This is a genomic window from Bradyrhizobium sp. Ses1, assembly GCF_059512365.1.
The window spans coordinates 39,233-64,165 of record NZ_JCAMOQ010000004.1; the positions used below are offsets into that span (position 1 = coordinate 39,233).

Sequence of the window (24,933 nt, forward strand, 5' to 3'; positions counted from 1 at the left end):
ATCATGTGCAGAACATCTCGAAGTCGATGCGGATGTCGGCAAGGCTCATCTCATCCTCATCGATCTGGCTCTGTAGTGATGCGATCGACTGCTTGAGCTGCTCGATGAGGGCCGGTTCGGGCCTTGGTTGAGACTCTGCCTTCCTCAGGCTGGCTTCGAGGACGGCGAGCCTGCGCCGTTCGTCGCGGATTCTGATTTCAAGGTTTGCGATCATTCGCTTGAAGAGAGCGCATCCGCCACGAACGGCAGTTTCGACTTCGGCTTCCGACGTCGCCATCTGAGCATCCTTTCCTGAACGGGACATGGCAATTCGAACGTCGCTATCATTTTTACCTGAAATTGCGTGTGATAAATCTCACAATCTATATGTGTGACACGTTGAAGCAGTGCGCGTTGACCGACGCCTGCGCTTGCGCCAAGCTTCCTCGTAACCAAAACAAGAATCGGAGGACGTCCCATGCTTCGCGCGGAAGACAACAGGTTCTTGACCGAAAGCGGGCCGGGCACGGGAATGGGCGAGCTGTTGCGCCGCTTCTGGCTGCCGGTGCTGTTGTCGGAGGAATTGCCCGAGCCCGACAGCGAACCGAAGAAGATCATCATTCTCGGCGAGGAGCTGCTCGCTTTCCGCGATAGTCGCGGCGTTGTCGGCGTCATCGACCAATATTGCCCGCATCGCGGCGCCAATCTCTGGCTCGGCCGCAACGAGGAGTGCGGCATCCGCTGCGTCTATCACGGCTGGAAGTTCGACACCGACGGCCGCTGCGTCGACATGCCGACCTCCTATCCCGATCTCAACGCCAAGGATCACATCCGCATCAAGTCCTATCCGGTGCGCGAATGGGGCGACATGATCTGGGCCTATATGGGGCCGGCCGATGCCGTGCCGGAATTGCCGGCGCTGGAGATGGCGCTGGTGCCGCCGTCGCATCGCTACGTCAGCAAGAAGTGGCAGGACTGCAACTGGGTGCAGGCGCTGGAAGGCTCGATCGATACCGCGCATTTTACCTTCGCGCATCTGTCGTTCGAGAAGGAAGAGAACGAGATTCTCGACATCAAGAAGCATTTCGTCAATCCGCTGGTGCGTGTGGCGACCGAGCACATGCGCTGGATCGCCGAAGACCCGCGGCCGGTGATCAAGATCAACGCGCACGACGCCGGGCTAACGATCGCAGGCGGCCGCCTCACCGGCTCCGACAACATCTATTGGCGCATCGCCCAATTCCTGATGCCGGTTCACGCCTTTGCGCCGAGCGCGATGCCGGGCGAGAACATCTTCGGCCAGAGCTTCGTGCCGGTCACCGATACCAACTGCTGGATCTACACCTACGCCTGGAATCCGCATCGCCCGATCACGCAAGCGGAGCGCGATGCGTATGACCGCGGCAACGGTGTGATCGCCGAGGTCGATGAGAACTATGTGCCGCTGCGCAACAAATCGAACGACTATCTGATCGATCGTAAACTGCAGAGGACCAAGAGCTACACCGGCATCAAGGGCGTCTCCGAGCAGGACGCCGCGGTGCAGGACAGCCAGGGCCCGATCGCCGACCGCACGCGCGAGCATCTCGGGCCGACCGACCTCGGCATCATGCATTTTCGCAAGCTGGTGATGGACGCCGCCCGCGCGCTGCAGCAGGGCGAGGCGCCGCCGCATGTTGCGCGTCAGGACCGTTACATCGTCCGTTCTGGCGCCTGCGTGACCAGCAAGGCGAAGGACCTGACGGCGGTCATGACCGAGCGCTTCGGCGATCCCACGGGCTTCGTCGGCGGTCCCGGCCAGAACGCCGCGGCGGAGTAGGGGGCTAACCGTAGCCCGGGTGCAGCGAAGCGAAACCCGGGATGTCTCGCACGCGGATGGACAGATCCCGGATTGCGCTTCGCTGCATCCGGGCTACGATGTTCGCCGTGTGGCGCCACCGTCCGATCATCGTGAGTTCGATCATCGTCTTGTCGCTCGTGTCGCCCGACACGCGAAATGCCGCGTGGTCGCGCGGGAGTGTCAGGGCGGCGCCAAAGACTGCGTCTTCGAAATGCGACCGGTCCAAATTCAAGCTCATCCTGGATGTCGGCCATAGCGCCGAAGCGCCGGGTGCGAGGAGCGCCCGCAACATTCCGGAATTCGATTTCAATCTCCGCCTTGCGAAACGCATCGAGGACCAATTGAAGTTGGAAGGCTTTGCGCAAACCCGCCTCCTGGTGACGGAGGGCCCGAAAAGGCCGAGCCTGTTCAAGCGCGCCGCCGCCATCAACAATTCAGGGGCCGATCTCGCCTTATCGATCCACCATGATTCGGTGCCTGATTCCTTTCTCGAAGAATGGGAGTTCGAGGGAACGAAGAGCCATTTCAGCGACCGGTTCAGCGGCTATTCGCTGTTCGTTTCTCACGACAATCCGAAATTCTGGACCAGTCTGAGGTTCGCCCGGTTGCTCGGCAATCGAATGAAGGCGCAGGGCCTGCAATATGCCCGCCAATATGCGCAGGCCGTGATGGGGCGATACCGGCGAAAACTGCTGGACAAGAAGGTAGGCGTCTACCGCTACGACCAGCTCATCGTGCTTATGCGGACCCGCGTGCCCGCGGTCCTGCTTGAGGCCGGCTCGATCATCAACCGGGACGAAGAGCTGGCAATGGCGTCCACGGAACGGCAGGACATGATCGGCGCCGCTGTGGTCGGTGCTGTGAAGGAATTCTGCGCCTCGCGGTAGAGCATGATCCGGAAAAGTGGAAACCGGTTTTCCCTCGCGACAAACGCGAAGCGTTTGCGCGGAGATCATGCTCAAATAAAAAGGTCAGCCACGTTACAACGGTATCTTCCGATATTCGCGGTTCGCGAGGCTGGCCTCTTCCAGGTCGAGATCGCGCTCGATCCTGCGCCGCGTCTCGTCGGTGATCTTGCCGTCGCGGAGCAGGGCGTGGATGAACTGGCGCTCGGTCGCGATCAATTCGCGCGTCAGCTCGGTGCCGTTGGCGGAGACGTCGTGCTTGTCGGGATCAAGCGCGGCCGGAAGCTGGCTGGTGCGGATATGGTGCCGCGCCCGCAGCAGCTTGACGACCTCCTCGGAGAGCTCGCGCTCGTCAACGATGGCATCGAGCGATGCGAGGCCGGCGGCCAGCGCCTGGCGCCTCGCGACAATTTCTGCTTCATGCTCGGCGATAGTCTCGGCGCAGCCGTCCTTGGTGATGTTCAGCCAGCCGACGACCGTGGGCAGGCTCAAGCCAAATCCCACCAGCGTGATGAAGATGACGCCGAAGGCGACGAACAGGATCATGTCGCGGTAGGGAAAAGGCTCGCCGCTCGCGAGCGCAAACGGCAGCGCCAGCGCCGCGGCGAGCGACACTGCGCCGCGAACGCCGACGAAGGCGAGCGTGAATACCCATTGCCAGGGCGGCTGTGGATCGCGCTGCCGCAGGCGCTTGCTCAGGATCCGCGGCAGATAGGTTGCGGGAAATACCCAGGCAAAGCGCGCGATGACGATGACTGCGATCACCAGCGCAGTGGTGGAGAGGATGTCGTCGAGCGGAAATGCCTTCGACTTCTCGTACAGCAAGCGCATCTGGAAGCCGGTGAGCAAGAACAGGATGCCTTCGATCAGGTAGATCACCAAGTCCCAGAAGAAGATGCCTTGCAGGCGGGTGGCGGAAGAAATCAGGAGCGGCCCATTCCAGCTCACGTAAAGACCGCAGGCGACCGTGGCGATCACGCCGGAGCCGCCAAAATGTTCGGGCAGCCAATAGGCCACATAGGGTGTGATCAGCGAGAGTGTGATCTCGACCTGCGGATCGCGCGAGTGCTGGCGGGCGCGCAGGCTGAGCCATCCGACGGCGATGCCGAACGCGATCTCGCAGACCACGATGGCTGCAAATTCGCCGGTGGCCTTCGGCAGCGAGAAGGCGCCGGTGGTGATCGCCGCGAGGGCGAAGCGGTAGAGGATCAGCGCCGTGGCATCATTCGCCAGCCCCTCGCCCTCCAGCACGACAAGGATGCGGCGGGGGATGTGGAGCCGCCGCGCGATCGCAAGCGGGGCGACCACGTCGGGCGGCGCCACGATCGCGCCGAGCAGGAACCCGACCTCCCAAGGCAGCCCGATCAGGTAGTGAGTGGCGATCGCTACCGCCGCCGCTGTGAAGATCACGCAGCCGACGGCGAGCAGCACGATCGGACGAAGGCTATTTTTGAACTCGCGCCAACTCATAGCCACCGCAGCCGTGTAGATCAGCGGCGGCAGCACCAGCAGCAGCACCAGTTCCGGCGGCAATTCGATGCTGGGCATGCCCGGCACGAACGCGAGCGCGATGCCTGCCAGCATCAAGAGGATGGCAGGCGCGACATTGAGGCGCCGCGCCACCAGCGCCGTGCCCGCCAGCACAGCGAGCAGGATCACGAAGGTCTGGAATCTGGCTTCCATGGCCGTCCAAATTGGCCCCGAAGCGCAGGCAAGGTCAATGTGCGTGGACGGCTCGACCGTGCGAGATCGAAAAGAGGGCGGTCCGATCCGCCAACCCTGGGGCGGACTTACTCCCGCAGGTCGTAACGATAGGATTTCGAGACGATCTGCCAGCCGTCCTTCAGTTTCATCGCCACCAGATAATCGGTGAAATAGCGCGGCGGCAATTGGCAGCGGACCTTGATGAAGGCGGTGGAGTCGTCCGAGCGGTCGATGGTGACGATGAAATCCTCGCGCGGCTTGCCTTCGGCCTTGGCCGACGACCGCTTGCGGACCCGGTCGAGCCAGTCCGGCACGGTCAGCACCTGAAGCTCGCCCTTTTCCAGCCAGCGCAGGTCGGCGGAGGGGTGAAACATCGCGCCGAGCTTGTCGGCGTCGCCTTCGTAGAGCCCGTCGAAATAGTTCTGCACGACGGCCTCAATGGTTGATCGGTCATGGCTCATGGTTGGTTCCTCCCGGTATCCTTTGGTAGCCCGGGTGGAGCGTAGCGCAACCCGGGACACTCCATCGACGGTCACCAGCGCTCCCGGGTTATGCCTCGCTTCACCCGGGCTACGCGAACCATCACTCGGCTTCGGCTACTAACACGTTATGGGACGGCGGGCACGGGATGGTTCGTAATTTGGCTCACCCCATCCGGCCCCGGCTTCTGATAGGCTTTGCTATCGGATGGAAAAGCCGCGTTTTTTGAAGGTGCGGTAATGAAATCGATTGGATTTCCGGGATTGCATCACCTCGTTCTGGCGCTGTTCCTGCTTCTGATGTGCCAGCCGGCCTTCGCCGAGAAGCGCGTGGCGCTGGTGCTCAGCAATCAGGCCTATCAGAACGTCGCGCCGCTACCCAACCCCGTCAATGACGGCGCGCTGATCGCGGCGATGCTGAAGGACGCCGGTTTCGACGTGGTGGACTTCCGCCGCGATCTCCCGGCGGTCGAGACCCGCCGCGCGCTGCGCGACTTTGCCGATCGTACCCGCGATGCCGAGATCGCCGTGGTCTATTACGCCGGCCATGGCATCGAGGTCGACGGCGCCAATTACCTCATTCCGGTCGATGCGAGGCTGGAACGCGACACCGACGTCTATGACGAGGCGTTTTCGCTCGACCGCGTCCTGATCGCGATCGAACCGGCCAAGAAACTGCGGCTCGTGATCCTCGACGCCTGCCGCGACAATCCCTTTGCCAAGACCATGAAGCGCACGGTGGCGTCGCGCGCGATCGGGCAGGGCCTCGCCAAGGTCGAGCCGACCAGCCCGAACGTACTGATCGCCTATGCGGCCAAGGCCGGTTCCACCGCCGCCGATGGCGACGGCAAGAACAGCCCCTTCACATCAGCGCTCGCCAAGCACCTGGCGACGCCCGGGCTCGATGTGCGGCGCGCGTTCGGTTACGTCCGCGACGACGTGCTGAAGTCCACCAATAACCGCCAGGAGCCGTTCGTCTATGGCTCGCTCGGTGGGGAGGACGTGCCGCTGGTCCCGGCGCCAGCCAAGGCGGCGCCCGTGCCGAATCCGCAGGCCGATATCCGCCGTGATTACGAGCTGGCGCTGCAGGTCGGCAACAAGAGCGCGCTCAACGCCTTTCTCGCGCAATATCCCGACGGCTTCTATGCGAGCCTCGCCAAACTCCAGCTCGAGAAGGTCACAGCCGAGGAAGCCCGGGTCGCTGCCACGGAGAAGGCGCGGGCGGCGGAGCAGGAGCGCGCCCGGCTTGCCGCCGAAGGTGCCCAAAAAGCCGAGCAGGCCAAGGCGGCTGCCGACGCCAGGGCCGCTGAACAGGCGCGCATCGCCGCCGAAAAGGCCAAGCAGGTTGCGCAGGAGCAGGCGACGGTCGCCGAGCAGAAGCGGCTGGCGGCGGAAAAGGCACTGGCCGACAAGATCGCCGCGGATCAGGCGGCCGCCGCGCCCACGACGACGCCGGTCGACAAGGACAAAGCGGTGAGTGTCGCTGCGCTCAGCACCGGCTCGCCGCAAGCCGACGTCACCAAATCGATCCAGACCGAGCTGCGTCGCGTCGGCTGCCTCACAGGAAGCGCCGATGGCGAGTGGAACGCCGCCTCTCAGCGGTCGCTGACGCTGTTCAATCGCTATGCCGGAACCAGGCTCGACACCAAGGTCGCCAATGTCGACACGCTCGATGCCATCAAGCAGAAATCATCGCGCGTCTGCCCGCTGATCTGCGAGCACGGCACCAAGGCCGATGGCGATCGCTGCACCCGGATCGTCTGTGGCGCGGGCTCGTTCCTCAACGACAACAATGCGTGCGAGAAGCGGCGCGACAAGAAGCCGGTCGCCAAGCGCGATTCCGACGATCGGCCGGCGCGGCGCGAGCGGTCGGAAGTGCGCATTCCCCGGCCGATGGCCTCTTCAGGCGGCCGCGGCGGTGGCGGCGGCCAAATGGTCTGCGACCGCGGCGGCTGCCGGCCGGTCGCGCGCGGCTGCCACCTCGAATTCCGCACCACCGCGCAAGGCGGCCCATACGAGGGCGGCGGCGGCAATGTCCAGGTTTGCAATTAGCTTGGCCGAGCCGTCATTGCGAGCGAAGCGGAGCAATCCATGCCTCAGCAAGCGGCGAAATGGATTGCTTCGCTCCGCTAAGAAGAAAGTGAGTTGCAAGCCGCCGGTCATCGTCCGCGCGGTCATTCCGGGGCACGCGTAGCGTGAGCCCGGTATCCATCTCACCGCGGAGTGCGGCGCCCGATGGATTCCGGGCTCGTCCTTCGGACGCCCCGGAATGACAGCGGTGAGGAGGCGCCTCTGCGCGTCAATAACGCCCTCCTATTTTCATCAAGCGGGGTCGGCCCTCGGCCGGTGCCAAACTCGCAATGACGCGTGATGTTGCGCGCCGAAGCTAGATTGCGCTCGCCGCGATATTGACCATCAACGCCAGCAGCGCCGTGTTGAACACGAAGGAGATGATGCCGTGCACGGTCGCGGTGCGGCGGATGATCCTGTCGGTGATGCCGACATCGGAGACCTGCGCGGTCATGCCGATCACAAATGAAAAGTAGACAAAATCCCAGTAATCGGCCTCGATGTGCTCCTTGCCGCTCGGAAACTGCAGACCGCCGGGTTCCTTCCCGCGATAATATTCGTGCGCATAGTGCAGCGAAAAGGCGGTATGAACCAGCGCCCACGATAGCGCGATGGTGACGATCGCGAGTGCCAGCGCTTCCGGGCTGCTTTTGGCGGCGCCGAGCTCGAAGATGATCGCGGCAAGGCTCGCGAAGGCGCCGAGCGCGGTGATGAGCAGGATCAGGAACCGGCCGTCATCCTGCAGGATCGCGTTGCGCCTGATGTAAGCGATGCTGCATTGGAGCATCATCATGAAGGCGAGGGCGAGATTTAGCGCGACGAAGATATCCCAGCTCACTACGAGCCGCGTCACCGGACGCAGTGTCTGAGGCAAAAGGAAGAACGCGGCGACGCCCACTGCGATCGAAGTAAAGATGCGTGGCCGCGAATACACCACGCGGACAGCCTTCGGCAGTTTCCGGAAGCGAACAAGGTGGTCCTCGAATTCCTTGCTCATGGTCCGCCCTGGTTGCTCTCTTTGATTGTAACGGTCAGGCCGCTAGCTCGTTCACCTCTCCCGCTCGCGGGGGAGGTCTCCGCGTAAGCGGCGGGTGGGGGCTCTCTCCACACGAAGAGTCTCGCCGCGGCGACACCCTCACCCCAACCCTCTCCCGCAAGCGGGAGAGGGGGCGCAGCTTCGTCTTGGTCGCTCTACCTGATCCGATCCATTGGCACTCTAATTCCTGCGCTCGGCAACGAACCGCGCCGCTGCGCGCAGCACATCGCCCTTCGCTCCGAACACCGACAAAGCGGCATCGGCACGCGCGAGCAGGTCGCGGACGCGCTGCTTGGCGCCGTCGATGCCGAGCTGGGTGACGAAGGTGGTCTTGCCGAGCGCTGCGTCCTGGCCGGTCTGCTTGCCGAGCGCGGCGGCATCGCCCTCGACGTCGAGCAGGTCGTCGGCGATCTGGAAGGCTTCGCCGAGCGCGCGGCCGAAATCGTCGAGTGCCAGATATTCTTTCTCGGAGGACAGGCCGAGGATGGCGCCGGCGATGCAGCCGAAGCGGAGCAGCGCGCCGGTCTTCATCTGCTGCAGCCGCGCCACGTCCACCGGCTCACGGTCGCCGAACCGGCCTTCGCCGGCCAGGTCGAGCATCTGCCCGCCAGCCATGCCGCCGACGCCGGAAGCGCGCGCGAGCGCCCGGGTCAGCGCCAGCCTGACGCCGGCATCGCGATGGATCTCGTCGCGGGTGATGATGTCGAAGGCGATCGTGAGCAGCGCATCGCCGGCGAGGATCGCGGTCGCGTCGTCATAGGCCTTGTGGAGGGTGGGGCGGCCGCGGCGCAGATCGCTATTGTCCATCGCCGGCAGGTCGTCATGGATCAGGGAGTAGCAGTGGATGCATTCGAGCGCGGCCCCCGCCATCAGCGCGGCGTTGCGCGGCACGCCGAACACGGCGGCACTCTCGACCACCAGGAACGGCCGCAGGCGCTTGCCGCCGCCGAGGCTCGAATAGCGCATGGCCTCGATCAGCCGCCGCGGACGGACGATCTCGTCCTGTTCCACGGTGTCGGCCAAGAGTTTCGCCAGCAGGGCCTCGGTATCGTCAGCGGTCTGGTCCAGCCGCTTGGCGAATTCTGCAGTACCGGTCGTCATTAAGAATTGCTCCAGATCGGATTTCGGGGCGGACAATCGTTGATGGCACCGGCTTCGTCAATTCCGCCGGGACGAAGGCTGCGCCTTAAAAGCGCTGGAAAAACCGCCAATTGTTACAGAATCTCATTTGAAACCGGCCAATATTGCCGGCAGCGCCGACCCGCTTTCAGCCGGAACCTCCAATTTGCGCATTGTCCGGATCCTTTTGCTGCTGCTGGTGGCCGTGCTGCTCGTGCCCTACGTGCTGACACCGCTTTACCGATCCGGGCAGCCGGTTTCGGCGCTGATGGCTTGGCGCACCCTCAAGGGCGCGCCTGTCACCCGGCAATGGGTCGATTTCAACGCGATCTCGCCGTATCTCCCCCGCTCCGTGGTGGGGTCGGAGGATTCGAAGTTCTGCAGCCATCGCGGCATCGACTGGGACGCGCTGCAGGATGCGATCGACGATGCCGAGGATGGCGAGCCGGGCCGGGGCGGCTCGACCATCACCCAGCAGGTCGCCAAGAACCTGTTCCTGTGGCCGGGCCGCAGCGTGGTCCGCAAGGTGCTGGAACTGCCGCTGGCCATGTGGATCGATTTCGTGCTGCCGAAGCAGCGGATCCTGGAAATCTATCTCAACATCGCCGAGCTCGGCCCGTCCGGCCAGTTCGGGGCCGAGGCCGGTTCCCAATACGCCTTCGGCCGCTCGGCGGCGACTTTGTCGCCACGCGAGGCAGCGCTGCTCGCGGCGATCCTGCCCAATCCGGTCAAGCGCAGCGCCCGCAATCCCGGCCCTGGTGTGCGCCGCCTGAGCGCAACCTATATGGCCCGCGCCAGCGCGGTGCAGCGCTGCTGGAGCGAGAGCCGCGGATTCTGAGCGCGATGCACCCGCTGGCCGGCACCGCATGGCCTATTCTGGACAGGACGAGATCGTGGTGCCCTCGCGTGCCGAAACCGATAGCGGATGGTCACGTTTTGTTCCGATAAATTCGACCAGCCATGTCGGGCTTTGCCCGTTGCCGACGGGGAGGGCTCGCACCGCAATCTAATCGCGTCAGGCCCTAGCTTTACGCCATCCCTTCCTCTATAAGCCCGGCCTTATCGGCATCGCAGCTCGCTTTTGACGCGCGTCCTTAATTTCGGACGGATGCCTCCGCTACACCCCTAGAGGACTGTTATGGCTGTTCCCAGAAGAAAAACCTCGCCGTCGCGCCGTGGCATGCGCCGTTCGGCGGACGCGATCAAGAAGCCGACCTATGTCGAGGACAAGGATTCCGGCGAACTGCGTCGCCCGCACCATCTCGATCTCAAGACCGGCATGTACAAGGGCCGGCAGGTCCTGAAGAAGAAAGAATCCTGATCCCCGCGGGATCGGAGAGCATTTGGATCCCCGGCTCTGAAAGCAGGGCCGGGATCACGATTGATTGGGCCGCCCGAAATCGGCCAATGAGTGCGATCAGACGGTCCGCCTCGGCGCGTCGGGCGTGATCCGGGAAGAGTGGCGCCGGTTCTTCCCTCGCGACAAACGCGTAGCGTTTGCGCGGAAGTCATGCTCAAACAATCAAATCAGGTCATGATCCGATTCAATCTGATCGAATCACGATCTCAGGGCGTTTCGCTCCCGGTTTCCTTCGCTAAGGCCTCGCTCGCATGGTCGGTTTTCCGCTGCTGCTGATTCCGCTCGCGGTCTACAACATCATCGTCTTCCTGATGCCCGGCGTATCGCTGGTCGATCCGCTGGTGACGGTGCCGCTGATGTCGGGGGCGGAGTGGCCGATAACGCTGAGCGACATCCTGCTGGCGCTCGGCATCCTCCTGCTGTTGCTCGAAGTCATCAAGGGCGCGCGACCGGGCGCCAAATTCGTGATGGATCACTTGCTGTCGCTGATCGTGTTCGGTGCGGCAGCCGCCGAATTCGTGCTGTGGCCGAAATTCGGCACCTCGACCTTTGCTCTGCTGACCTTGCTGGCATTGGCGGATTTCATCTCCGGGATCGCGCTTCGTACCCGCCGTCGTGCGGCGATCGCGCCCGCAGCACGGGCGCAGCAAATCGAGCCGGAGCCAGCCCCGCTGCCGCAACCCGCGCCGGCGCCAACTCCCCAGCCGGCTCCCGCGCCGGCCCCGCAGCCGGCTCCACCACCCGCAGCCTCAACGACGTCAGCGAACACGGTGCCGCCGGCGGCCTCGGTCGCGGAATCAGTGCTGCAGGATCATTCCAAGCCGACACAGGCGCAACCCGCGGTCGCCTCCCCGGACCTGCAGCCAAGCCGCAATCCGCCGACTGAACCGGAACAGCGCTGAGCTCTGGATTCTTGTTTTGACGCGTTTTCTTTACGCGAACCGGTTTCCACTTCGCTCGAAAACGCTCTTAGATGATCTGGCGCGTGCGGCGCGCGACGCCGCGCCGTTCCTGCGGATGGGCGCCATAGGCCATCTGCGCGTCCGCCAGCGTGCCGCGCCGCAGCGGACGAGTCTCCGGCGCCAGCGCCGCAGTCGCGATCAGCTGGGTCACGAAGCCCGCGTCGGGCCGTGGCAGCGGCTGCTTGGACACGTGGTGCAGGGATTCGGTCAGCGGGACGAGTTCAGCCGAGGCGGTGGCGGCGCCGGTCAAAACCTCGCCGTCAAGCACTTGCCTTGATTCGCCGGCTTCCGGCATCGCTGATCCCGCTCGATTGTCACGTTTCGGGACGCTGCCATCCCGTTGGCCTCGAACTCGCAAGGTCCATGCCGATGCACGGGCTTTTGTTCCCGATGGCGGCAAAACGTGGTTTCCAGATTATTTATGAACTTTACCTAAGGTCTGAGCGGAAACAGAGGCACACTCCGGGCTCGGAATCACTTACCCACTGTCACGTGCGTCCACCTGTATCCAACTGGCCGTGTCCTGAAACGAGGCGACAGCAGATGCCTTCCATCCCGCCAGCCGCCGACATCCTGGCTTCGCTCGGCCAAGTCACCTTTGTCTGGGATATTGCCTCCGATGCGCTCGTCTGGAGCGACAATGTGGCCTTGGTTTTCCCTGATCTCCCGGCGGAGGCGATTGCAAGCGGCGCCGCATTTTCCAGGCTGATCGAGCCATCGCGTGCCATTCGCAGCGATGCGTTCGGCCAACCCGCGCCCCTCCGCAGCGGCGAGGGCATGCCTTACCGGATTGAGTACGGCGTGCGGGCCAACACCTCGGCGCCCGTGATCTGGATCGAGGAAACCGGCTGCTGGTTTGCCGGACCCGACGGCCGGCCAGTGCGCGCCCAGGGCGTGATCAGGATCGACAATGAGCGTCATGCCCGCGACGAGCAGCTCGTGAAGCTGTCGCGGCACGATCCGCTCACCGGCGAACTCAACCGCACCCATCTGATCGCCGCGCTCGCCGAGGCGATCGAGGAGGCTGCACGCTTCCGATCGTCCTGCGCCTTCATGCTGATCGGCATCGACCATCTGGCGCGCATCAACGACGCCTTCGGCTTCGACGTCGCTGACGCCGTGATCGCGGAGATCAGCAAGCGCATCCGCGCCCGCCTGCGCGGCGGCGACGTGCTCGGGCGTTTCTCCGGCAACAAGTTCGGGCTGATCCTGCGCAACTGCACCGTCGACGATGCCAATGTCGCCGCCGAACGTTTTCTCACGGCCGTGCGGGAGGAGATCGTGCCGACCAAGTCAGGCCCCGTCTCGGTGACGGCGTCGATAGGCGCGGTCAGCGTGCCCCGCCACGCCCGCAGCGCCGACGAGGCGATCAACCGCGCCCAGGAGACGCTCGATACCACCAAGAGCCGCCGCGCCGGCTCGTTCCTGCTTTGGAAGCCGAATGTCGAGCGCGACGCCCAGCGCCGCGTCAACATCCGCGTCACCGACGAGATCGTCACCGCCCTGAACGAACGTCGCATCGTCGTGGCGTTCGAGCCGGTGGTCGAGGTGCAGTCGCGGCAGCCTGCCTTCTACGAGTGCCTGGTGCGCATGCAGCAGGAGGACGGGCGGGCATTGTCGGCGCCCGACATCGTGCCGGTCGCCGAGCGTCTCGGCCTGATCCGGCTGGTCGATCACCGCGTGCTCGAGCTTGCGGTGGCCGAGCTTGCCGCTTCACCCGAGGTTCAGCTCAGCCTCAACATCTCGCCGGATACCACGATGGATCCGGACTGGCTCTCCGGAATCGAATCGCTGATGGCCGCGCATCCCGGCGTCGGCGAGCGGCTGATCGTCGAGATCACGGAGACGGTGGCGATCAGCAATCTCGACGAGGTGCGCGGCTTCGTCACGCGGTTGAAGAATTTCGGCAGCCGGATCGCGATCGATGATTTCGGCGCCGGCTACACCTCGTTCCGCAACCTGCGCAAGCTCGGCGTCGATATCGTCAAGATCGATGGCGCCTTCGTGCAGAACATCGCGCATTCCGCCGACGACCGCGCTTTCGTGCAGACACTGCTCGACCTCGCGCGCCGGCTCGGCATCAAGACAGTCGCGGAATGGGTGCAGGACGAAGCGTCCGCGGTGATGCTGCGCGAATGGGGCTGCGACTATATCCAGGGCCGCCTGATCGGATTGGCCTCGCCGACGCGGCCATGGCACACGGCGGATGAAGCGATGCCGGCGGCGGGTTAGCTGGTCGTCCACCGCTCTCCGTCATTCCGGGGCGATGCGACAGCATCGAGCTATGATGTGCAATTTGCACATCAGAGAATCCATTCAGCCGCTCGCGCAAACGGCCCAATGGATTCCGGGTTCGCGCTGCGCGCGCCCCGGAATGACGAGCTCAATGCAGGTATGGGGAAGAGCCTACTCTTCCTTCTTCGTCGCCGTCGTCGTCTCGCGCGACATCCGCTCGAGGCGCTCCTGCATCTCCTTCATCTGGCGGCGCAGGTCGTCGATGTTGTCGTCATCCGGCGCCGGCTCCGGCACTTTCTCGGGCTCGGGCGTTGCGGTTCCCGTGCGCGGCGGCACGAATGGCTTGAACATGGAGAAAGTCTGCTGGAACAGCTCCATGTTGCGCCGAACCTGTTCCTCGAGCGGGGCGAAGGGAGTTCCGCTCAGCGTGCTTGCGATTTGCTTGCGGAATTTCTCCTGCTCTTTCGTCAGCGTCTCGATCGACTGCTCGAGATATTTCGGCACCACCATTTGCATGCTGTCGCCGTAGAACCGGATCAACTGCCGCAGGAAAGTGGTCGGCAACAGATTCTGGCCGGCCTTGTTCTCCTGCTCGAAGATGATCTGCGCCAACACCGATCGGGTGATGTCGTCACCGGTCTTGGCGTCGTAGACGAGGAAATCCTCGCCTTCCTTCACCATCGCGGCGAGATCCTCGAGCGTCACATAAGTGCTGGTTCCGGTATTATAGAGCCGCCGGTTGGCGTACTTCTTGATCGTGGTCGGGTGTTCTGATTTTGCCATGGGGCTCACACATCAACACCAGGAGGGAACCCTTTGCAGCATTGCTGCAGGGGTGATGCACACGCATCGCAGCAAAGGTAAGCATTTTCAAAGCAGTTCGGCAACGATTTGTGCGCCACGGTTAATTCCAAAGCATAGTTATTGCTCAGGAAAGGTCCAACGGGGTCAATTTAAGTGCGCCGCGGCAGGATTTGGCCGTCTGGCCGATTGACATGCCTCAAGGAGGTTAACAGGATGAGGCCGAAAGATAGGCCCGCGTCCGGCCGCCCGCCCGCCGCCAAGTTACCCAGGCCAAACATCAAGCTCTAGGAGATGCCCATGTCAGACGATGTCGTCATCGTCAGCGCCGCCCGCACCCCGGTCGGCAGTTTCAACGGTGCGTTCGCCAACACTCCCGCCCATGACCTCGGTGCCATCGCCATCAAGGCGGCGCTGGAGCGCGCGGGCGTCGAGCCGGGCCGCGTGTCCGAAGTCATTATGGGTCAGATCCTGACCGCAGCCCAGGGCCAGAACCCGGCCCGCCAGGCCTCGATCTCCGCCGGCATTCCGGTGGAAAGCCCGGCCTGGGGCGTCAACCAGCTCTGCGGCTCGGGCCTGCGCTCGGTCGCGCTCGGCTATCAGGCGCTAGTCAATGGCGATTCCGACATCGTGGTCGCCGGCGGCCAGGAATCCATGAGCATGGCCCCGCATGCGCAGCATCTGCGCGGCGGCGTCAAGATGGGCGGGCTCGAGCTCGTCGACACCATGATCAAGGACGGCCTGTGGGACGCCTTCAACGGCTACCACATGGGCAACACGGCCGAGAACGTGGCGCGGCAATATCAGATCACCCGCGCCCAGCAGGACGAGTTCGCCGTCGCCTCGCAGCAGAAGGCCGAAGCCGCGCAGAAGGCCGGCCGGTTCAAGGAAGAGATCGTCCCCGTCACCATCAAGACCCGAAAGGGCGATGTGGTCGTCGACGCCGACGAATATCCGCGCCACGGCGCCACGCTGGACGCAATGGCCAAGCTCAAGCCCGCCTTCGAGAAGGACGGCACGGTCACCGCCGGCAGCGCTTCCGGCATCAATGACGGCGCCGCCGCCGTGGTGCTGATGACGGCCAAACAGGCCGCCAAGGAAGGCAGGACGCCGCTCGCGCGCATCGTCTCCTGGGGCCAGGCCGGCGTCGACCCGAAGATCATGGGCACCGGCCCGATCCCGGCTTCCCGCAGCGCACTGAAGAAGGCCGGCTGGAGCATCGGCGATCTCGACCTGATCGAGGCCAACGAGGCGTTCGCGGCGCAGGCCTGCGCCGTCAACAAGGACCTCGGCTGGGATACGTCCAAGGTCAACGTCAACGGCGGCGCGATCGCGATCGGTCACCCGATCGGCGCGTCCGGCGCCCGCGTCCTCGTGACGCTGCTGCACGAGATGCAGAAGCGCGACGCCAAGAAGGGCCTCGCCACGCTGTGCATCGGCGGCGGCATGGGCATCGCGATGTGCGTTGCACGCGACTGAACAAGAGGCAACATGCCGGGTTGAATGATGAAAAGATCGTCTGTCAACCGCAGTGCAAGCTGTTAAGAGAATGCCCGGCCTCGCGCCGGGCATTTTCGTTTTGAGAGCATGATCCGGAAAGGTGGAGACCGGTTTCCCGAAAAGATCATGCTCAATAGAGAGATAAATTTCAAAAGACCGGCACAATGTCGGCCTAGAAAAAAATGACGAAGGAGGAGACGGACATGGCACGTGTTGCATTAGTAACGGGTGGGACGCGCGGCATCGGCGCTGCGATCAGCAAGGCGTTGAAGGCGGCCGGCTACAAGGTCGCGGCAACCTATGGCGGCAATGATGCCGCGGCGCAAAAGTTCAAGGAAGAAACCGGCATTCCCGTTTACAAATGGGACGTCGCCTCGTTCGATGCCTGCGCTGCCGGCGTCAAGCAGGTGGAGGCCGAGGTCGGCCCGATCGACGTTCTCGTCAATAACGCCGGCATCACCCGCGACACCGCATTCCACAAGATGACGCTGCAGCAGTGGAACGAGGTGATCAACACCAATCTCGGCTCGCTCTTCAACATGACGCGCCAGGTGATAGAGGGCATGCGTGCCCGCAAGTTCGGCCGCATCGTCAACATCTCCTCGATCAACGGCCAGAAGGGCCAGTTCGGCCAGGTCAATTATTCCGCGGCCAAGGCCGGCGACATCGGCTTCACCAAGGCGCTCGCGCTTGAGAATGCCAAGGGCGGCATCACCGTGAACGTGATCGCGCCCGGCTATATCAACACCGAAATGGTGCAGGCGGTGCCGAAGGACGTCCTGGAGAAGAACGTGATCCCGCAGATCCCGGTCAATCGTCTTGGTGAGCCCGAGGAGATCGCGCGTGCGGTGCTGTTTCTCGCCGCCGAGGACGCCGGCTTCATCACCGGCTCGACGCTCACCGTGAACGGCGGCCAGTATCACGCGTGATGGTCGCCGCGCAGGCCATGTGGAGAAAGTAGGGTGGGCAAAGCGAAGCGTGCCCACCATTTCTTGCTCAGCTCGTGATGGTGGGCACGCTTCGCTTTGCCCACCCTACAAAACTAATCGGGCTCCCAGCCTTTCGGTGCCAGTTCGAATTTCGCAAATTCAAACGCCGGCGCCACGGTGCATCCGACCAGGATCCAATCGCCGGTGCACTCCGCCGCCTGCCATGCATGCGCCGGCACGATCGCCTGCGGCACTTCGCCGGCGGTGAGATCGGGGCCGAGACGAATCTCGCGCTGTCCGCTCGCATCGGCGATCCGCAAGGTCAGTGCATCGCCAGCGTAATAGTGCCAGATCTCCGCCGCATCGACGCGATGCCAATGCGAGCGCTCGCCGCGTCCGAGCAGGAAATAGATCGCAGTCGAGCGCGATCGTCCGCTCGCATCCTTCTCACTATCGCGAAACGTCTCGCGATAGTGGCCGCCCTCGGGATGCGGCTTCAGCGCAAGCTTCGCGATAATCTCGGCGGCAGTCGGCTTTGGCATCACGACTTATTCTTGCGCTCGCGCAATTCGCCGAACACTTGTGCTCCGTCGGCGCCCTTCATGTGCAGCTTGGCGGCCACCGCCGGCTCGTCGGCGCGCAGGAACACGTTGGCTTTCTTCTCCTCGCCAAGCAGCGTCGGGATCGTCGGCTTGTTCTCCGCGCGCAGCCGCGTCACTTCCTCGGCGCGGGCGTTCAATGCCGGATTGTCTGATTCCACCGTCAGCGCGAACTTGACATTGGCGGCGGTATATTCGTGGCCGCAATAGAGACGGAAATCGTCCGGCAGTGCGCGCAGCTTGAGCAGCGAATCCCACATCATCGGATAATTGCCCTCGAACACCCGGCCGCAGCCGATCGAGAACAAAGTGTCGGCGGCAAACACCGCCTTCTCGCCGTCGAACACATAGGAGATGTGGTCGAGCGTGTGGCCCGGCGTCTCCAGCACCCGCGCGAGCAGGCTGCCGACCTTGATCACGTCGCCGTTGGCGGCGCGCAGGTCGACATTGGCGATCGCCGTGGTCTTGTCGTGCGGCGCGACGACGCGGCAACCATATTTCTGTTTCAGTTCGGCAACCCCGCCGACATGGTCATGATGATGATGGGTGATGAGGATGTCGGTGAGATTCCAGCCCTCGCGCTCCAATGCCGCGATGATGGGGCCGGCTTCCGGCGCATCGATCGAGGCGGTGGCCTTGGTGGCGGGGTCGTGGATCAGATAGCCGAAATTGTCGGTCAGGCAGGTGAAGAGACGGATTTCCGCAGTCATGGTATCTCCCGCGAACGGCCAAGCGTTATTGTTTGAGCATGGTCTCTTCGGAAAACCGGTTCCCACTTTTCCTGACCATGCTGTAACACGCCCAATATGCGCAGGAAATATGGCGTTAACGCTCGCGCGGCAACGCAATTTTGGGGAACACGCGCGTAACGGCGCCGTGTTAGGTTGGGTGCATGGACGTCATTGATCTCCGCGATTTCTATTCGCAGCGCCTGGGCATCGTGGCGCGCCAGTTAATCAATCGCGGCATCCGCGAGCGATGGCCGGGGGCCGAGGGCCAGCGCGTGCTCGGGCTCGGCTATCCCACCCCCTATCTCGGCCTGTTCCGCGAGGATTGCGAGCGCTGCATCGCTTTCATGCCGGCGTCACAGGGTGTTCTGAAATGGCCGACGGGCCGGCCGGCGCTCGCGACCCTGGTCGACGAATTCTCGATGCCGCTCGCGGACGCCGCGGTCGACCGCGTGCTGCTCGTGCATGCGCTGGAGATGTCGGATGATCCGGAGCGGCTCTTGCGCGAGGTGTGGCGGGTGCTGGCGCCGTCCGGCCGGCTGATCGCGGTGATACCCAATCGCCGCGGCGTATGGACACGCACCGACACCACGCCCTTCGGCCACGGCCGGCCCTATTCGCGGGCGCAGATCACGCAATTGCTGCGGCAGACCTGGTTCACGCCGACGGCGTGGGGCGAGGCGCTGTTCGTGCCGCCGGTCGCGGGGAGCTGGTTCCTGCGCTGGGCGATGGCCTGGGAGCGCCTCGGTGCGACGCTGTCATTGCCGTTCGCGGGCGTGCACATCGTGGAGGCGACCAAGCAGGTCTATCGCGCGATCCCCGCGCACCGCGAGCGCGCGCGGCTCATCCCGTCGCTGCAGCCGGTGCTGGTGCCGTCGTCGTCGCGCGCGTGATCCGGAATTGTAGAAGAGTGGGGTGGGCAAAGGAAGCGTGCCCACCATCCACGTTCGGTGCAAGAAAGGTGGGCACGCTTCGCTTTGCCCACCCTACAAATTTTTCGCTACTTTCTTGTCGCGAGCTAACTACTCATTCCCCGGATTGACGTCTTCGCTCGGCTGCGGTTGCGCGGCGGCGTCGGGGCGCGGGCCGTGCGGGCGGCGGCGGCGGCGCGGGAAGCGCTCGTTACGTTCGCTGCGTTCTCCGCCGCCGTTGCCCTCATGATTGCCATTGACCTGCGGCTGCGCACCGCCAGTGATGAAGGAGGGCAGACGGTCGACGCCGCCATTGTCCGCGATCACCGGCTGCGGCTGGTTCTGCGGCGGCGGTTGATATTGCGGCTGCTGACGATGCTCGCGCTCGCGATGCTCGCGTGGCTGCTGCTGGTCGCGCTGATAGGGCTGCTGATTGTTCTCGCGCGCATAGGGCGGCTGCGGCACGAAGCCCGGCTCCTGCCCGAAGCTCGAATAGTTGTCGTCCTCGTCGCCCTCATCGCTCGTCGACACATCATTGTTATTGTTGTCGATGCGGGGCTGCTGCTGATTCTGCCGAAGCTGTTCCTGAGCCGCGGCGATGATGCGGAAGTAATGCTCGGCGTGCTGATAGTAGTTCTCGGCGGCGACCGGGTCGCCGGAGGAGCGCGCATCGCGAGCGAGCTGAACGTATTTTTCCGCTACGTGGGAAGCAGTGCCGCGGATCTTGATGTCGGGTCCGTTCGATTCGAACACTCGCGTCAACGGGTTCTGACCGCGCCGGTTGTTGTTGTTGTTATTATTGTTATTCCGGTTACGCATCCGCTTGTTATTTTGACCGTTTCTCATGTCTCGCCTTTTATTCCAGCCCTAAGTTACCAGCGTTAGTTACCAGCGTTGAAATTGCCGTTGCGGTGGAAGTTGCCAGTGCAACTGGCGCACGCGCTCATGCGCACCGACTCACGATGCCATTCGGATCAATGCCAAAGTTCGCCAACCATCGCGTTGAGCAAAACGCGTTCCCCAACCGCCGGCCGGTCGGCCTGCGGATCAATTATTCAGCTTGCCACGCAAGCCCAGTTCTCTCACGTAAGTCTTCAAGCGCAATAACAGGCTTTCGTTCGCTTGGCGGTCGAGAGCGGCACAGCCCCGGCTATTGCGCTCATACAGACCCGCGTTTTGGAACCTTTGATCGGCGGGCTCTCGGCGAGAACCCTGGTCTTCACCCGTTAACGGTTACGGGGCCAAACCGATGTCATGACCGGAACGTAGTCGTTCCCGGGGGATATTCCAAGAGGTTTTTTTGCGTTCCAATAGGACTTTATCGCGGCAATTTGCGGCCTGCCACCGCCCGTGGGATGCCCGCCAGATCTGCCCTCGGCGGACCGGCTGGGACGAGCCCCGCACCCGTCATCAAAGCTTCAATGGCCTCGCTCTGTCCAATGCCTGATTCGACAACCAGGGCGGCGCCAGGGGCCAGCAGGCCGGCGGCCTGCGGGATCAGCGCGCGATAGGCATCCAGCCCATCGTCGCCGCCATCGAGCGCGGCAAGCGGGTCGTGCTCGCGTACCTCGACCGTAAGGTCGGCAATGTCAGCGGATGGGATGTAGGGCGGATTCGACACGATCAGGTCGAAGTGGCCGGAAAGGCCCGATGCATAGTCGCAGGCGATGAACGTCGCACGATTGCCCATGCCCAACATCAGCGCATTGGCGCGCGCCGTCTTGAGCGCCTCCGTGCTGATGTCGGTGCCGTAGCCCGTGGCCGCAGCAAGCTCGGAGAGCAGCGCCAGCAGGATGGCACCGGTGCCGGTGCCGAGATCTGCGATCCGCAATGGTTTTTCCGAAGCTCCGTCCGCGCGGAGAATTTCCATCGCGAACTCCACCACGGTCTCGGTGTCGGGCCGCGGCACCAATGTCGCGGCGGAGAGTTTTAGCGGCAGTCCCCAGAATTCCTTTTGCCCGAGGATGCGCGCGACCGGCTCGCCGGCGAGGCGACGGCGCGCGAACGCTTCCAATTCTGCTGCTTCATTCCCGGTCAGCGTCCGGCTCGCTGCCGTGATCATGCCGGTGAGATCGAGCTTGAGCACCGCGCCGAGGAGCATGCGTGCATCGAGCTCGGCCGAATCGATCGCCGCCGATTTGAAGCGTGCGCCGAGTTGTCGGCGCGCCGCATCGACATTGAGACCGACAAAAGCGCTCACACCCTCACCGTCGTCCCTTGCGAAAGCAGGGACCCATAACCACAGGACGGAGCGATCCCGCGTAGCCCGGATGGAGTGGAGCGCAATCCGGGATTCGTGCAGTCCGGCTCGCTGCCCCGGATTACGCTGCGCTCCATCCGGGCTACGGGAGTCCTCACGCCGCCGCGCCCTGCGCGGCGAGTTGCGCTGCCTGGTGCTCCGTCGTCAGCGCGTCGGTCAATTCGCCGAGTGCTTCGCCTGATATCACCTGCGGCAATTTGTAGAGCGTCAGGTTGATGCGATGATCGGTGACGCGGCCTTGCGGAAAATTATAGGTGCGGATGCGCTCGCTGCGGTCGCCGGAGCCGACCTTCTCCTTGCGGTCGGCGGAACGCGCCGCCTCCACGCGCTGGCGCTCGGCATCGTAGATGCGCGAGCGCAGGATGTTCATCGCCGACGCCCGGTTCTTGTGCTGCGAGCGGCTGTCCTGCATCATCACCACGATGCCGGTCGGGATATGGGTGATGCGGATCGCCGATTCCGTCTTGTTGACGTGCTGACCGCCGGCGCCCTGCGCCCGCATGGTCTCGATCCTTAAGTCCTCGTTCTTGATGTCGACGTCGACATCCTCGACCTCCGGCAGCACGGCCACCGTCGCGGCGGAGGTGTGGATGCGCCCCTGCGTCTCGGTGTCGGGCACGCGCTGCACCCGATGCACGCCGGATTCGAATTTCAGTTTCGCGAATGCGCCGCGGCCCTGCACCTCGGCGATGATTTCCTTGTAGCCGCCGACCGTGCCCTCGCTGGCCGAGATCACCTCGACCTTCCAGCCCTGCAGCGCGGCGAAGCGTTCATACATGCGGAACAGGTCGCCCGCGAACAGCGAAGCTTCGTCGCCACCGGTGCCGGCGCGGATTTCCAGCACGACGTTGCGATCGTCCATGGCGTCCTTCGGCAACAGCGCGATGCGGATCTTCTGCTCGAGCTCGGCAAGCCGCGCATGCAGCGTCTCGAGCTCGGCCTCCGCCATGCCGCGCATGTCGGGCTCGGTTGTGGGATCGGCGATCAGACTCTGGGTGTCGGCGAGCTCGGTGCGCGCGGCGCGATAGGCCTTCACCGCCTCGATCAGCGGATTGAGCTCGGCGAGCTCGCGGGTGATCTGGACATAGCGTTCCGAATTCACCTGGCCGAGCAGTTCGGCCTCGAGCGAGGCATGATGGGCGAGCAGGACATCGAGTTTGGCTTCGGGCAGCATGGATGGTTCTCAAATAACGGAAAGGGCATGGGGCGGCGCCGTCGAGGAGAGCGTCGCTACAAGGTGAGCCCTTCGGCTTCCGCAAATTCCGTCAGCTTCTCGCGGATCGAAACGCTGCCGGCCGGTGCGTCCAGAAGCGGGTTGATTATCGCTTCGGCCTTTTTCGCGTCGAGCTCGAGGATCATCGCTTTCACCGGACCGTGCGCGGTCGCCGACAGCGACAGCGAGCGGTAGCCGAGCGCGATCAGCACCAGCGCGCCGATCGGCTTCGATGCCATCTCGCCGCACAGCGAGGCGACCTTCCTGCTTGCCTGCGCCTTGCGCACGATGTCGCGCAGCGCGCGCAGGATCGGCGCGGACAGGGTGTCGAACCGTTCCGAGACCTTGGCGTTGCCGCGATCCACCGCGAACAGGAACTGGAACAGATCGTTCGATCCGACCGAGAGGAAATCGACCCGCTTCAACAGCTCGTCGAGCTGGTACAGCAGCGCCGGAACCTCGATCATGGTGCCGACATCGACGCGCTCGGGCAGCGAATGACCGTGCTGGCGCAGATAAGTCAGTTCCCTCTCGACAATCGCCTTTGCCTGATCGAATTCGGCAACATCAGAGATCATCGGGAACATGATCTTCAGCGCGCGGCCGCCGGCTGCACGAAGCAACGCGCGGATCTGACCGCGCAACAGTCCCGGGCGGTCGAGGCCGAGCCGGATTGCGCGCCAGCCGAGCGCGGGATTTTCCTCGACGACCGTCTCCATATAGGGCAGTGCCTTGTCGCCGCCAATGTCGAGGGTGCGAAAGGTGACGGGCTTCGATCCCGCCGCATCGAGCACGGTGCGATAGAGCGCGAGCTGGTCGCTGGAGCGCGGCAGGTTCGGGCTCACCATGAACTGCAGTTCGGTCCGGAACAGGCCGATGCCGGCGCTGCCGGTGTCATCGATATGCGGCAGGTCGATGGTCAGGCCGGCGTTAATCAGGAGCTCGATCGGCTGGCCGTCCTTGGTCACGCAGGGTTTGTCGCGCAGGGCCGAATATTGCGCCTGCCGGCGCGCGCGGAAGCGGACCCGCTCGGCGTAGGCGGATTCGATCTCCGATGACGGACGGACATAGATCTCGCCCGAGATGCCGTCGACGATGATGGCATCGCCGGGATCGGCGATGCCGGGCGCGTTCGGCACCTCGCCGACGGCGGGAATGCCGAGCGCGCGCGCCACGATCGAAACGTGGGAATTGGCGGTGCCTTCTTCGAGCACCAGTCCGCGCAATCGCTTGCGGTCATAGTCGAGCAGCGCCGCCGGGCCCATCGCGCGGGCGATCAGGATCGCGTTGTCGGGCAATTGTTCGCGCGACGGCGCGTGGTCCTGGCCGACCAGTTGCCGCATCAGGCGATGGCCGAGATCCTCGAGGTCGTGCAGGCGGTCGCGCAGGTAAGGATCGGTCGAGCGCAGCATGCGCGCGCGGGTGTCGGACTGCACGCGCTCGACCGCGGCTTCAGCGGTGAGGCCGGTGGCAACCGCCTCATGCAGCTTGTGCGACCAGCCCTGGTCGTTGGCGAACATGCGATAGGCTTCGAGCACGTCGCGATGCTCGCCGCCGTCGGCGACGTCGCCGCGCTCCAGCAGCCGGTCGAGATCGGCGCGCAGCTTGGTCAGCGCCGCATCCAGCCGCTTGATCTCCTTCGGCAGGTCTTCGGCGATATAGTTGGTGATGACGACGCGCGGCTCGTGCAGCACGACATGGCCGAGCGCGATGCCCTCGGAGAGAATGGCGCCGGTCTTGTGTAGGGAATGCCGCGCCGCAGGTTCGGCGCCCGGCTGCGCCAGCGCCGCCAATTCGCCGGAGGCGATCATCTCCGCCAGCACCATGGCGGTGGTCTGCAGCGCCTCGACCTCTTCCTCGACATAAGTGCGTTTGGCGCGGTTTTGCACGACCAGCACGCCGAGCGTGTTGCCGGCGCGCAGGATCGGCACGCCGAGGAAGGAGTGATAGATCTCTTCGCCGGTTTCCGGGCGATAGGAGAAGGCCGGGTGGCTTTGCGCGTCGCTCAAATTAAGCGGCGTGGCCTCGCTGGCGACGAGGCCGACCAGGCCCTCATGGGCGCTGAGCACCGTCCTGTGGACGGCGTCGCGGTTCAGACCTTCGGTGGCGTAGAGCTCGAGGGTGTTATCGACGCGCAGGACATAGACCGAGCAGACTTCGGCCACCATATTGGCCGCGATCAGGACCACGATCTTGTCCAGCCGCTCCTGGGCTGAGACCTGCTCCGCCATGGTTTCGCGGAGCCGTCTCAACAGGACGCGGGGACCTCCCGAAGCGCTCCGCATAGGTTGCAACCCTCCCCC

Annotated in this window: 23 protein-coding genes; 10 read left to right on the forward strand and 13 right to left on the reverse strand. The window is 64.0% G+C overall.

What is annotated here, in order from left to right:
• Nucleotide 1: 1 nt before the first annotated feature.
• Nucleotides 2-277 carry a hypothetical protein gene (locus AC5ZG5_RS07015; protein ID WP_456641480.1) on the reverse strand — a complete coding sequence of 92 codons (276 nt, stop codon included), beginning with the start codon at nucleotides 275-277 and terminating at the stop codon, nucleotides 2-4.
• A gap of 180 nt (nucleotides 278-457) precedes the next feature.
• Between AC5ZG5_RS07015 and AC5ZG5_RS07020 the strand changes: the two genes are divergently transcribed.
• Nucleotides 458-1,798 (forward strand): Rieske 2Fe-2S domain-containing protein, encoded by a 1,341-nt coding sequence (locus tag AC5ZG5_RS07020; RefSeq protein ID WP_456641479.1) that lies wholly within the window; start codon nucleotides 458-460, stop codon nucleotides 1,796-1,798.
• A gap of 98 nt (nucleotides 1,799-1,896) precedes the next feature.
• Nucleotides 1,897-2,706 carry an N-acetylmuramoyl-L-alanine amidase family protein gene (locus tag AC5ZG5_RS07025; RefSeq protein ID WP_456641510.1) on the forward strand — a complete coding sequence of 270 codons (810 nt, stop codon included), beginning with the start codon at nucleotides 1,897-1,899 and terminating at the stop codon, nucleotides 2,704-2,706.
• Between the two features lie 93 nt (nucleotides 2,707-2,799).
• On the opposite strand, the gene AC5ZG5_RS07030 is transcribed toward AC5ZG5_RS07025, so the two are convergent.
• Nucleotides 2,800-4,407, reverse strand: a complete 1,608-nt coding sequence (locus tag AC5ZG5_RS07030; RefSeq protein WP_456671157.1) for a Na+/H+ antiporter — start codon at nucleotides 4,405-4,407, stop codon at nucleotides 2,800-2,802.
• A gap of 107 nt (nucleotides 4,408-4,514) precedes the next feature.
• A complete protein-coding gene (locus AC5ZG5_RS07035) occupies nucleotides 4,515-4,889 on the reverse strand; it encodes a nuclear transport factor 2 family protein (protein WP_456641478.1) in 375 nt (124 codons plus the stop codon).
• 258 nt (nucleotides 4,890-5,147) lie between these two features.
• Between AC5ZG5_RS07035 and AC5ZG5_RS07040 the strand changes: the two genes are divergently transcribed.
• Nucleotides 5,148-6,959 (forward strand): caspase family protein, encoded by a 1,812-nt coding sequence (locus AC5ZG5_RS07040; protein ID WP_456641477.1) that lies wholly within the window; start codon nucleotides 5,148-5,150, stop codon nucleotides 6,957-6,959.
• Nucleotides 6,960-7,293: 334 nt separating this feature from the next.
• Here AC5ZG5_RS07040 and AC5ZG5_RS07045 read toward each other — a convergent pair whose 3' ends face one another.
• Both AC5ZG5_RS07045 and AC5ZG5_RS07050 read right to left on the reverse strand, forming a co-directional pair.
• Nucleotides 7,294-7,974 carry a DUF1345 domain-containing protein gene (locus tag AC5ZG5_RS07045; RefSeq protein WP_456641476.1) on the reverse strand — a complete coding sequence of 227 codons (681 nt, stop codon included), beginning with the start codon at nucleotides 7,972-7,974 and terminating at the stop codon, nucleotides 7,294-7,296.
• Between the two features lie 219 nt (nucleotides 7,975-8,193).
• A complete protein-coding gene (locus AC5ZG5_RS07050; RefSeq protein WP_456641475.1) occupies nucleotides 8,194-9,114 on the reverse strand; it encodes a polyprenyl synthetase family protein in 921 nt (306 codons plus the stop codon).
• 184 nt (nucleotides 9,115-9,298) lie between these two features.
• Between AC5ZG5_RS07050 and mtgA the strand changes: the two genes are divergently transcribed.
• The 3 genes from mtgA to AC5ZG5_RS07065 all read left to right on the forward strand — a co-directional run bounded on the left by mtgA (nucleotide 9,299) and on the right by AC5ZG5_RS07065 (nucleotide 11,394).
• A complete protein-coding gene (gene mtgA, locus AC5ZG5_RS07055) occupies nucleotides 9,299-9,970 on the forward strand; it encodes a monofunctional biosynthetic peptidoglycan transglycosylase (protein ID WP_456641474.1) in 672 nt (223 codons plus the stop codon).
• Between the two features lie 300 nt (nucleotides 9,971-10,270).
• Entirely contained in the window at nucleotides 10,271-10,453 is a 183-nt protein-coding gene (gene rpmF, locus AC5ZG5_RS07060; protein ID WP_007598106.1) for a 50S ribosomal protein L32, read from the forward strand.
• 290 nt (nucleotides 10,454-10,743) lie between these two features.
• On the forward strand, nucleotides 10,744-11,394 hold the full coding sequence (locus AC5ZG5_RS07065; RefSeq protein WP_456641473.1) for a hypothetical protein: 651 nt from the start codon (nucleotides 10,744-10,746) through the stop codon (nucleotides 11,392-11,394).
• Between the two features lie 67 nt (nucleotides 11,395-11,461).
• On the opposite strand, the gene AC5ZG5_RS07070 is transcribed toward AC5ZG5_RS07065, so the two are convergent.
• On the reverse strand, nucleotides 11,462-11,749 hold the full coding sequence (locus AC5ZG5_RS07070; RefSeq protein ID WP_456641472.1) for a hypothetical protein: 288 nt from the start codon (nucleotides 11,747-11,749) through the stop codon (nucleotides 11,462-11,464).
• Between the two features lie 248 nt (nucleotides 11,750-11,997).
• Between AC5ZG5_RS07070 and AC5ZG5_RS07075 the strand changes: the two genes are divergently transcribed.
• The gene (locus tag AC5ZG5_RS07075) at nucleotides 11,998-13,686 is read left to right on the forward strand and encodes a putative bifunctional diguanylate cyclase/phosphodiesterase (RefSeq protein ID WP_456641471.1); all 1,689 of its coding nucleotides are present in this window, start codon (nucleotides 11,998-12,000) and stop codon (nucleotides 13,684-13,686) included.
• Nucleotides 13,687-13,860: 174 nt separating this feature from the next.
• Here AC5ZG5_RS07075 and phaR read toward each other — a convergent pair whose 3' ends face one another.
• Nucleotides 13,861-14,472, reverse strand: a complete 612-nt coding sequence (gene phaR, locus AC5ZG5_RS07080; protein WP_028169166.1) for a polyhydroxyalkanoate synthesis repressor PhaR — start codon at nucleotides 14,470-14,472, stop codon at nucleotides 13,861-13,863.
• Between the two features lie 318 nt (nucleotides 14,473-14,790).
• On the opposite strand from phaR, the gene AC5ZG5_RS07085 reads away from it, so the two are divergent.
• On the forward strand, nucleotides 14,791-15,969 hold the full coding sequence (locus AC5ZG5_RS07085; protein ID WP_456641470.1) for an acetyl-CoA C-acetyltransferase: 1,179 nt from the start codon (nucleotides 14,791-14,793) through the stop codon (nucleotides 15,967-15,969).
• Nucleotides 15,970-16,193: 224 nt separating this feature from the next.
• A complete protein-coding gene (gene phbB, locus AC5ZG5_RS07090) occupies nucleotides 16,194-16,919 on the forward strand; it encodes an acetoacetyl-CoA reductase (RefSeq protein ID WP_130231417.1) in 726 nt (241 codons plus the stop codon).
• A 113-nt stretch (nucleotides 16,920-17,032) separates the two neighbouring features.
• Here phbB and AC5ZG5_RS07095 read toward each other — a convergent pair whose 3' ends face one another.
• Both AC5ZG5_RS07095 and gloB read right to left on the reverse strand, forming a co-directional pair.
• Complete coding sequence (locus AC5ZG5_RS07095) at nucleotides 17,033-17,461, reverse strand: cupin domain-containing protein (protein ID WP_456641469.1); 429 nt, start codon at nucleotides 17,459-17,461, stop codon at nucleotides 17,033-17,035.
• Nucleotides 17,461-18,228, reverse strand: coding sequence for a hydroxyacylglutathione hydrolase (gene gloB / locus AC5ZG5_RS07100; protein ID WP_028164200.1), 768 nt, complete (start codon nucleotides 18,226-18,228; stop codon nucleotides 17,461-17,463). Before gloB ends, AC5ZG5_RS07095 begins: the two co-directional genes overlap by 1 nt.
• A gap of 182 nt (nucleotides 18,229-18,410) precedes the next feature.
• On the opposite strand from gloB, the gene AC5ZG5_RS07105 reads away from it, so the two are divergent.
• On the forward strand, nucleotides 18,411-19,139 hold the full coding sequence (locus tag AC5ZG5_RS07105; protein ID WP_028164201.1) for a methyltransferase domain-containing protein: 729 nt from the start codon (nucleotides 18,411-18,413) through the stop codon (nucleotides 19,137-19,139).
• A gap of 129 nt (nucleotides 19,140-19,268) precedes the next feature.
• On the opposite strand, the gene AC5ZG5_RS07110 is transcribed toward AC5ZG5_RS07105, so the two are convergent.
• The 4 genes from AC5ZG5_RS07110 to ptsP form a co-directional block, all read right to left on the reverse strand.
• The gene (locus tag AC5ZG5_RS07110) at nucleotides 19,269-20,003 is read right to left on the reverse strand and encodes a DUF4167 domain-containing protein (RefSeq protein ID WP_456641468.1); all 735 of its coding nucleotides are present in this window, start codon (nucleotides 20,001-20,003) and stop codon (nucleotides 19,269-19,271) included.
• Nucleotides 20,004-20,475: 472 nt separating this feature from the next.
• On the reverse strand, nucleotides 20,476-21,357 hold the full coding sequence (gene prmC, locus AC5ZG5_RS07115) for a peptide chain release factor N(5)-glutamine methyltransferase (RefSeq protein ID WP_456641467.1): 882 nt from the start codon (nucleotides 21,355-21,357) through the stop codon (nucleotides 20,476-20,478).
• A 154-nt stretch (nucleotides 21,358-21,511) separates the two neighbouring features.
• Nucleotides 21,512-22,591, reverse strand: coding sequence for a peptide chain release factor 1 (gene prfA, locus AC5ZG5_RS07120; protein WP_028164204.1), 1,080 nt, complete (start codon nucleotides 22,589-22,591; stop codon nucleotides 21,512-21,514).
• 56 nt (nucleotides 22,592-22,647) lie between these two features.
• Entirely contained in the window at nucleotides 22,648-24,915 is a 2,268-nt protein-coding gene (gene ptsP / locus AC5ZG5_RS07125; RefSeq protein WP_208827534.1) for a phosphoenolpyruvate--protein phosphotransferase, read from the reverse strand.
• Nucleotides 24,916-24,933 lie beyond the last annotated feature (18 nt).

Coding starts and splice junctions, on each gene's coding strand:
- AC5ZG5_RS07050 (WP_456641475.1), bottom strand. CDS start 9,114: ATGACGACCGGTACTGCAGAATTCGCCAAGCGGCTGGACCAGACCGCT.
- AC5ZG5_RS07070 (WP_456641472.1), bottom strand. CDS start 11,749: ATGCCGGAAGCCGGCGAATCAAGGCAAGTGCTTGACGGCGAGGTTTTG.
- gloB (WP_028164200.1), bottom strand. CDS start 18,228: ATGACTGCGGAAATCCGTCTCTTCACCTGCCTGACCGACAATTTCGGC.
- AC5ZG5_RS07025 (WP_456641510.1), top strand. CDS start 1,897: ATGTTCGCCGTGTGGCGCCACCGTCCGATCATCGTGAGTTCGATCATC.
- AC5ZG5_RS07065 (WP_456641473.1), top strand. CDS start 10,744: ATGGTCGGTTTTCCGCTGCTGCTGATTCCGCTCGCGGTCTACAACATC.
- AC5ZG5_RS07040 (WP_456641477.1), top strand. CDS start 5,148: ATGAAATCGATTGGATTTCCGGGATTGCATCACCTCGTTCTGGCGCTG.
- phbB (WP_130231417.1), top strand. CDS start 16,194: ATGGCACGTGTTGCATTAGTAACGGGTGGGACGCGCGGCATCGGCGCT.
- phaR (WP_028169166.1), bottom strand. CDS start 14,472: ATGGCAAAATCAGAACACCCGACCACGATCAAGAAGTACGCCAACCGG.
- AC5ZG5_RS07030 (WP_456671157.1), bottom strand. CDS start 4,407: ATGGAAGCCAGATTCCAGACCTTCGTGATCCTGCTCGCTGTGCTGGCG.
- AC5ZG5_RS07035 (WP_456641478.1), bottom strand. CDS start 4,889: ATGAGCCATGACCGATCAACCATTGAGGCCGTCGTGCAGAACTATTTC.
- AC5ZG5_RS07015 (WP_456641480.1), bottom strand. CDS start 277: ATGGCGACGTCGGAAGCCGAAGTCGAAACTGCCGTTCGTGGCGGATGC.
- AC5ZG5_RS07095 (WP_456641469.1), bottom strand. CDS start 17,461: ATGCCAAAGCCGACTGCCGCCGAGATTATCGCGAAGCTTGCGCTGAAG.
- ptsP (WP_208827534.1), bottom strand. CDS start 24,915: ATGCGGAGCGCTTCGGGAGGTCCCCGCGTCCTGTTGAGACGGCTCCGC.
- AC5ZG5_RS07085 (WP_456641470.1), top strand. CDS start 14,791: ATGTCAGACGATGTCGTCATCGTCAGCGCCGCCCGCACCCCGGTCGGC.
- rpmF (WP_007598106.1), top strand. CDS start 10,271: ATGGCTGTTCCCAGAAGAAAAACCTCGCCGTCGCGCCGTGGCATGCGC.
- AC5ZG5_RS07105 (WP_028164201.1), top strand. CDS start 18,411: ATGGACGTCATTGATCTCCGCGATTTCTATTCGCAGCGCCTGGGCATC.
- AC5ZG5_RS07045 (WP_456641476.1), bottom strand. CDS start 7,974: ATGAGCAAGGAATTCGAGGACCACCTTGTTCGCTTCCGGAAACTGCCG.
- AC5ZG5_RS07110 (WP_456641468.1), bottom strand. CDS start 20,003: ATGAGAAACGGTCAAAATAACAAGCGGATGCGTAACCGGAATAACAAT.
- AC5ZG5_RS07020 (WP_456641479.1), top strand. CDS start 458: ATGCTTCGCGCGGAAGACAACAGGTTCTTGACCGAAAGCGGGCCGGGC.
- prfA (WP_028164204.1), bottom strand. CDS start 22,591: ATGCTGCCCGAAGCCAAACTCGATGTCCTGCTCGCCCATCATGCCTCG.
- AC5ZG5_RS07075 (WP_456641471.1), top strand. CDS start 11,998: ATGCCTTCCATCCCGCCAGCCGCCGACATCCTGGCTTCGCTCGGCCAA.